Raw genomic sequence first — 7,375 nt, 5'->3', positions numbered from 1 at the left:
TAATAAATCTGCGGGTTTGGTCGTTTAACCTAATGTTAGGTGACGTTAAAAAAGAAACTTGGCATGTTTCTTGCTTTTATTAGGGACAAGCATCAAGGGTCTTGTCCCTAATAAAAGGAGGAAAATTCATAAATGGACATTAGCAAATGGATAAAAGTAAAAGCGCATAGTAAACAAGCCATTAAACAATGAACACATGGAAAAATACAGGATATAAAAGATTTGTTAAGTTGCGGCATCTATAATGCGATAGATAGGAATTTTATTAAAAGGGGAAGCTCATGGGGGAAGAAAAAAACACGATATTAGAACATTTCTTATATGTAATGCCTTATTTAAATGAGCTGTCGGCAAGTGATTTGATTGTGGGGGTTAGTGACAGAGAAAAATATCTGTTGTATAAGCCCGGGAAGCGATTTGATCTGAAAATTGAAGTGGGGACGCCTCTCAAAGCAGGAACAGCTATTGTCCGCGCCATGGAGGAAAAACACCAAATAGTTATTCGAAGAGTAACCACAACAGGCTTTCCGTATATTGGTATTGCCTACCCGATTTTTGACACAGCGGGCGGCGTAGTGGGCGGGGCGGTTGTTTGCTCATCAGTTGAACAACAGGAGAAATTGAGGAAAATGGCAGCCACTTTGACTGATAATGTCAGTGTGCTGGCCAGCACTACTGAGGAGATTTCCGCTCAGTCCGAGGAGATTGCCGCAGCTAGCAGCAAGTTGACTGATATTGCCAAGGCTTCGCAAATGCGCACGAAGGAATCTGACCAAGTATTGGGCTTTATTAAAGGTATCGCCAGTCAAACTAATCTGCTGGGGCTGAATGCTGCCATCGAAGCGGCCCGAGTCGGCGATGCGGGCCGTGGTTTTGGCGTGGTAGCGGAGGAAATTCGTAAATTGGCTGCCAGCAGTACCGATTCTATTAAGAAAATTGAAGATATAATCAGGGCTATTCAAGCAGACAGCGAAGCCAACTATGATCAATTGCTCCAGGTAAATGAAACAATATCGCAAATAACCATGGCCATCACTAATGTGGCAGGTGCCGCGCAGCAGGTTGCCGGGTTGACGCAACAGCTTGATGCAATGGCGGACGAACTTGACAAAGACGTTGAATGATTTAACGGTGCCATAAAAGGTTCCTTTTTGCCGAAGAAAGCCGACTGGGAAGAAAGGAGGTACGCATTAAGCTCCCGGAAGTGGCTTTGGATGTAGGCGTGGGATACGAGTTCTGTGATTAGAAAATATTGAGGCAACAATAATGCTCAAGTTTCTTTTCCTTGAGGCTCATCAATATACAAAAACCTAAGGAGGAAAACACATGAAAAAAACTCTTGCTACTCTTCTTGCACTTATGTTTGTACTCGGTCTCGCCGGCACCGCACTGGCCGCTCCGGCCAATACCTTTGCCGACGTGCCCGCCTCGCACTGGGCTTATGGCGCGGTGACCAAACTGGCAAAAGCCGGCATTGTTGATGGATATGGCGACGACACCTTCCGCGGCGACAAAACCATGACCCGTTACGAAATGGCCCTGATTGTCGCTAATGCGATGACCAAGTCCGACAAGGTCGACGCTGAACACAAGGCTCTTATTGACAAACTGGCTGGCGAGTTTGCGGCCGAACTGGACAACCTCGGTGTCCGCGTCGCAAAACTTGAAAAATATGCCTCACCTGTTAAGTTTAGCGGCGACGTCCGCCTGCGCTGGATTCACCAGGACGCCAGCACAACCAATCCGGCCTTTTCCCAGCGCTTTCGTTTGGCCACTCAGATTGATGTTAACGACAAGGTCAACTTTTATGCACGCTGGCAGGTGCTCAACCACAACACCATGGGCACTTATAATGCCGCTACCGCCAATTACATCACTGACGCCACCGTGAACGTAAAACAGCTATTCCCGAACATTGATCTCAAAGCCGGTCGCTATGGCCTGAGCCTTGGTGAAACTACCTACTACAGCGGCACGGTTGGCGGTTTTGACGGTGCCGAACTTACCTGGAAACAAGGCAAGACAGCGTTCTTTGCCGGTTACGCCGACCCCGGGAGTCAGTTTGATTATGCCGCGGCTGACCTTACCACTGGCAACAACCCCTACGGTAACCTCTACTATGGCCAAATGTCCTATAAATTTACCGGTAATGCCAAGATGAGTGCCTTTTACATGAAGAACCAGACCAAAGGTTCAGCTGCCGCCGAACTCATTAATACGTATGGCGTTGGTTTTACCTATGGTTTTGGTGATAATTGGAAGATTGTAGCCGATTATTGGAAGAATACCGCTGATGCTGCTCAGCTTGCCGGCGGAAGCGAACCGACCGGTAGCGTTTACCGCCTGCAGTATGGCACGATGAAGCCGACCGTTCCCGGCAGTTGGCAGGCTTTTGTCGAATATAATAAATTAGAAAAGAATGCTAACGTTGCTACCTTCACAAGCGCGTATACGGCTGCCTCCAACATCAAATCCTGGGATGTTCAATACGCTCGCACACTGGGCAAGAATGTCACTTTGGAGGCTGTCCATCAGTTCGACATGAAGAAAGCCGATACCGGCACTGACTATTACACTGGCGATGGCACCGGGGACACCAGAACCCGTATGCAAGTTAACTTTTTGTTCTAGTTTTACGAAAAAACCGTGCTGCCATGCACGGTTTTTCCGGTGAAATACTGCCGGAATAGTATACAAAATTTGCAATACAAAAATCGAATCGATTAACGGTTTTGGATATGGCTTGTCATTGATAAGGTCATATGCAATTTAAGAAATTAGATTTTTTATTGTGCTTTATTTCTCTATTTACTGGCGTTTGCACGGCTCTGTCACTATTAAAAGCAAGATGCCAGCCGTACATGGCACACTTCTTGCTTTTAATTAATGCCGGAAGTACGGTGCTGTGTACATTAAAGAGTGCTGGGTAGATTCCGTAGGGCTAAGGATACGTCAGCGAGATGTTTTCTAACAAATAATTGCGCTGCGGCGCTGAAGAACGGAGAGGATAAACTTGAAAACTAAAATTACCGAGCTCTTACACATTAAGTATCCGATTATGCAGGGAGGATTACAACATCTGGGAACGCCGGAACTGGCTTCTGCCGTATCCAATGCCGGCGGCCTGGGGACTATCAATGCCACGATTTACCCGTCTATGCCTGAATTCCGGGATGCAATCCGGAAAATGAAATCGCTAACCAGTAAACCCTTCTGTGCCAACGTGTCTATGCTGCCTACCATGATGCCGGGAGAATTGACTCAGGAATATTTCAAAGTAATTGTTGAGGAAGGCGTTGCAGTCGTAGAAACAGCAGGACGGGATCCCAAGGAATTCGTTCCCATGCTGAAGGCTGCCGGTATAAAGCTGATCCACAAAGTCGCAGCTGTGAAATATGCCAGGAAAGCTGAAGAAGCTGGTGCTGACATGGTTACCATTGTTGGTGTTGAATGTGCCGGCCATCCGGGCATGGATGATATTACTACCATGATTTTGGGCAACAAGGTAGCCAAGACCGTGAAGATACCTGTTTTAATCGGCGGCGGTATAGCTGACGGCAAAGGTTTGGTGGCGGCATTGGCACTTGGCGGCGAAGGCATTGTGATGGGTACGCGGTTTGTTGCTACGCAGGAATGCATTATTCACCCCAATTTTAAACAGTGGATGGTTGAGGCCAGCGAAAATGACACTATTCTGATCCAACGCTCAATCAAGAACATGATACGCGCCATGAAAAATGAAGCGGCGTTAAGATGCCTGGAAATGGAGCAACAGGGTGCCACTCTGCAAGAACTCCTGACGGTAATCTCCGGCAAAAAAAGCAAAGCCTGCGTGATGGCTGGCGACCTGCAGGGAAGTATCTTTGCAACAGGACAGGCTATGGGCTTAATTGACGAAATCAAACCGGTAAAACAGGTTATTGAAGATGTCATGAAGGAAGCAGAACAGGTGTTGGTGCGGTTGGATGCTATGAAGGATTAAGATAACTTTCGTTTTACAGTTTGGGAATGGCCGCCGGCACTGAGACTCGTTAGCTGAGCACGGTAGCTTAAAACGGTCATTCCTATTTAATTAATGTGAATATGTTAACATGCATAAACAAGCAATTAAAAAGGTGAAAAAGGGTAGGTGAAGTAGATGGACGACATGAAGGTTATTCTCAAAAAAGAGAATGGCATAGGGGTAGTAATCCTGAACGACCCGGAACATCGAAATATTCTTTCCGTACCGATGGTCGAGGCATTGGAGAAATATCTGGATGAATGCAATACTGACCCTGAAATCCGGGTAGTCGTATTACGGGGTGCCGGCAAAGCTTTTAGTGCCGGCGGGAATCTCAATGCAATGAAAGAAAGAGTTGATACGGGAAATGCCAAAGCCTATGGAGAGGGTGTTGGTAAGCTGGGAAAAGCAGCTGTAAAGATCAGATACCTCCGGAAACCTGTTATTGCTTCTATCCATGGAGCGGCGGCAGGCGGTGGGTTGAATCTTGCTTTGGCTTGCGACTTCCGCGTTGTAGCGCAAGAGACGAAATTAGTTTTTTCTTTTGCCAATATTGGGTTAATTCCTGACCTGGGCGGACCGCTGCCGCTGCTGCGGTCCATTGGCGTAGCCAGAACGACCGAGCTGCTTATGACCGGGCGGATGTTTTCTGCCGCCGAGGCTCTGGATTGGGGACTGATTAACGAGGTGGTGCCGTTGGACCAGCTGGAAGCGGCAACCATGCGTCTGGCTGCTAAATTAGCCGGCGGTGCAACTGTTTCCTACGGCTATATCAAGGCGATGATAAATCAGTTAGCCTTTCACGACCTGGAAGCGGAAATTCGCAATGAGGCTGAATACCAGGCCATATGTGCGGCAACGGCAGATCACAAAGAAGGCGTATATGCCTTCTTGGAAAAAAGGACGCCTGTATTCCGGGGCAAATAGAGAAGCTGGGCCGTCAATGTCAGCGGGTGCATAATGAAAGCTAGCATAATAAGAAAGCTAATTTATTAAAGGCTGTGGGAGGCTGTTATTTATGGAGAGAATCTTACCGTTCACTGATGAACATGAGGTATTTCGTACGGCATTTTGTGAATTCTTAGACCAGGAAGTGGTTTCCCATTACGGGCAATGGGAAAAGGATGGTGGCGTGCCGCGGGAAGTATTTAAAAAATTTGGCGACCTGGGTTATCTGTGCATCTGGCTTGATGAAAAGTACGGCGGCGTTGGCGGCGACTTGCTGTATTCGGTAATCCAGGCCGAAGAAATGCAGGCCCGCGGCTTAAACAGTCTGTATACAAGGCTGCATGGCGATGTTATTGCCCCCTATATCTATACCCACGGCAGTGAGGAATTAAAACAACGATGGCTGCCGGCATGCGCTGCCGGAGAAAAAATTCTCGCTGTAGCCATGTCGGAACCCCAGGCGGGGTCGGATCTTGCCAGTCTGGCGACCAGCGCGGTTAAAGAAGGCGATAACTATATAGTAAATGGCAATAAGGCATGGATTTCCAATGGCATGCTGGCAGACCTTGTTGTAGTTGCAGTTCGGACAGATCCGAAGGCAAAACCTTACAAGGGCATCAGCCTGCTGTTAGTAGAAACCAATACGCCAGGCTTTAGCCGGAATCGCGTCCAAAAAATAGGCATGCATGCGCAGGATACGGCTGAATTATTTTTTTCCGATTGTAAAGTACCGCAAACGAACTTACTGGGTGAAGAGAACAAAGGGTTTTATTATTTGATGGAAAAGCTGCAGTGGGAAAGAATTATGGCCGCCGTATGCGCTGTTAACCAGGCGCAGTATAGTCTGGCTCTTACAATCCCCTACGTAAAAGAGCGAAAAATGTTCAATCAGACCTTAAGTTCGTTTCAAAATACGCAGTTTGAACTGGCAAAAGCGGCTACGGAAATTGAGGTTGCTAAAAGCTTTGTGGATCAATTAGTTGTTCAGCATCTGGCAGGCCAAAAAATCAGTAAAGAAGTTGCTATGGCCAAGTATTATTGCTGCGATCTGGCCTTCCGCACTGCCGATCGCTGCGTGCAATTGTTTGGGGGCTATGGGTTGTGCGAAGAATACCCTATTGCCAGACAGTTTGTTGACAGCCGGTTTTTAAAAATGCTGGGCGGGACTTCTGAGGTACAGTTGGTGATAATTGCCAAAGAACTGGGCTTATAGCATTAATATCAAGGAGGTTATGATGAATATTTTTGAAGGATTAAAAGTTGTGGACTTTACGAACAACGCTGCCGGTCCTTTTGCTACCGCTATGCTTGCTGATTTCGGTGCTGAAGTGGTCAAGATAGAAAAGCCACAGGTGGGCGATGATATGCGCTCTTTTCCGCCGGCCTTGGAGGGTACGGGGGTTCCGTTTTTTTGGTTTAATCGTGGCAAAAAATCAATTGTGCTGGATATGGAGGATCCTAAGGGGCGGGAAGTTGCCAAGAAGCTGGTAGCGGCGGCTGACCTTATAGTAGAAAGCTTTAAACCCGGCACTATGGAGAAATTCGGCTTAGGCTATAACGAGGTCAAAGAACTAAATCCGTCGGCTGTCATGTGCTCTGTTTCGGCCTTCGGACAGACGGGGCCCTACAGGCACAAACCGGGATATGATATTGTTGCGCAAGCACTGAGCGGAGCCATGGATTTAACGGGAGAGCCGGATGGGCCGCCAACCCGGTCCGGCCTGGTTCTGGCAGATTATGTTGCCGGGATAAATGCCTATGGAGCTATAGTCACCGCCCTTTATCACCGGCAGCGTACCGGTATTGGCCAGCATGTTGACATAGCCCTGCTTGATTGTATGGTCTCTTTCAATGGGCTTATTGAGCACGCCGGGTTAGGCCGAAAACCGGCCAGAACAGGGAATCATCATAGTTTATTGGCTCCCTTTGGCTTATTTCAGGGAACAGGCGGCAGTGTTATTATCGGTGCACCTAATCAGAAATTCTGGAAGTTGCTCTGTCGGGTAATAGGAAATGAGGCTCTTGCTGATGATCCGCTATATTGTACCGGTGCGGACAGGATCAAGAATATTAAAAAGCTTATTATTGAGCTGGAGAATTGGCTTAAGACGTTCCCGAATGTCGATGAGCCGCTTGCTTTAATAGACCAGGCGGGAATACCGTGCGCAAAAGTAAATACAACCAATGACCTGCTGACTGATTGCCAATTGCAGGCCCGGGGTATGATTTGGGAGCTGGAATTGCCTGACGGAATGTCAACTCCCACAATCAAGGCCAGAGGAAACCCCTTTAAGTTTTCAGAAACAGCTGCGGTTATGAAAAAGCCCCCGGCGTTAGGTCAGCACTTGGAGGAAGTCCTGGCGGATCTTGGTTATGGTAAAGAGGAAATTGCTGAACTGAAAAAACGCTGGAGTACTGCCAGCA

The 7,375-nt window shown here is 47.6% G+C and carries 6 protein-coding genes; all 6 read left to right on the top strand.

Annotated elements, in window-relative coordinates:
• Nucleotides 1-281: 281 nt before the first annotated feature.
• The gene (locus VN379_RS01120; protein ID WP_325529943.1) at nucleotides 282-1,124 is read left to right on the top strand and encodes a methyl-accepting chemotaxis protein; all 843 of its coding nucleotides are present in this window, start codon (nucleotides 282-284) and stop codon (nucleotides 1,122-1,124) included.
• A 235-nt stretch (nucleotides 1,125-1,359) separates the two neighbouring features.
• On the top strand, nucleotides 1,360-2,631 hold the full coding sequence (locus VN379_RS01115; protein WP_325529940.1) for an S-layer homology domain-containing protein: 1,272 nt from the start codon (nucleotides 1,360-1,362) through the stop codon (nucleotides 2,629-2,631).
• A gap of 382 nt (nucleotides 2,632-3,013) precedes the next feature.
• Entirely contained in the window at nucleotides 3,014-3,982 is a 969-nt protein-coding gene (locus VN379_RS01110) for an NAD(P)H-dependent flavin oxidoreductase (protein ID WP_325529938.1), read from the top strand.
• A 156-nt stretch (nucleotides 3,983-4,138) separates the two neighbouring features.
• A complete protein-coding gene (locus tag VN379_RS01105) occupies nucleotides 4,139-4,930 on the top strand; it encodes an enoyl-CoA hydratase/isomerase family protein (protein ID WP_325529937.1) in 792 nt (263 codons plus the stop codon).
• Nucleotides 4,931-5,021: 91 nt separating this feature from the next.
• Nucleotides 5,022-6,164: an acyl-CoA dehydrogenase family protein gene (locus VN379_RS01100; RefSeq protein ID WP_325529935.1), complete on the top strand. Its 1,143-nt coding sequence runs from the start codon at nucleotides 5,022-5,024 to the stop codon at nucleotides 6,162-6,164.
• Nucleotides 6,165-6,183: 19 nt separating this feature from the next.
• Nucleotides 6,184-7,375: CoA transferase (locus VN379_RS01095; RefSeq protein WP_325529933.1), on the top strand; the 1,192-nt coding region annotated here is incomplete at its 3' end.

This window comes from Sporomusa sp., assembly GCF_035561255.1.
In the GTDB taxonomy this organism is placed as follows: domain Bacteria; phylum Bacillota; class Negativicutes; order Sporomusales; family Sporomusaceae; genus Sporomusa.
This window is presented reverse-complemented; position numbering and strand designations above follow the sequence as displayed.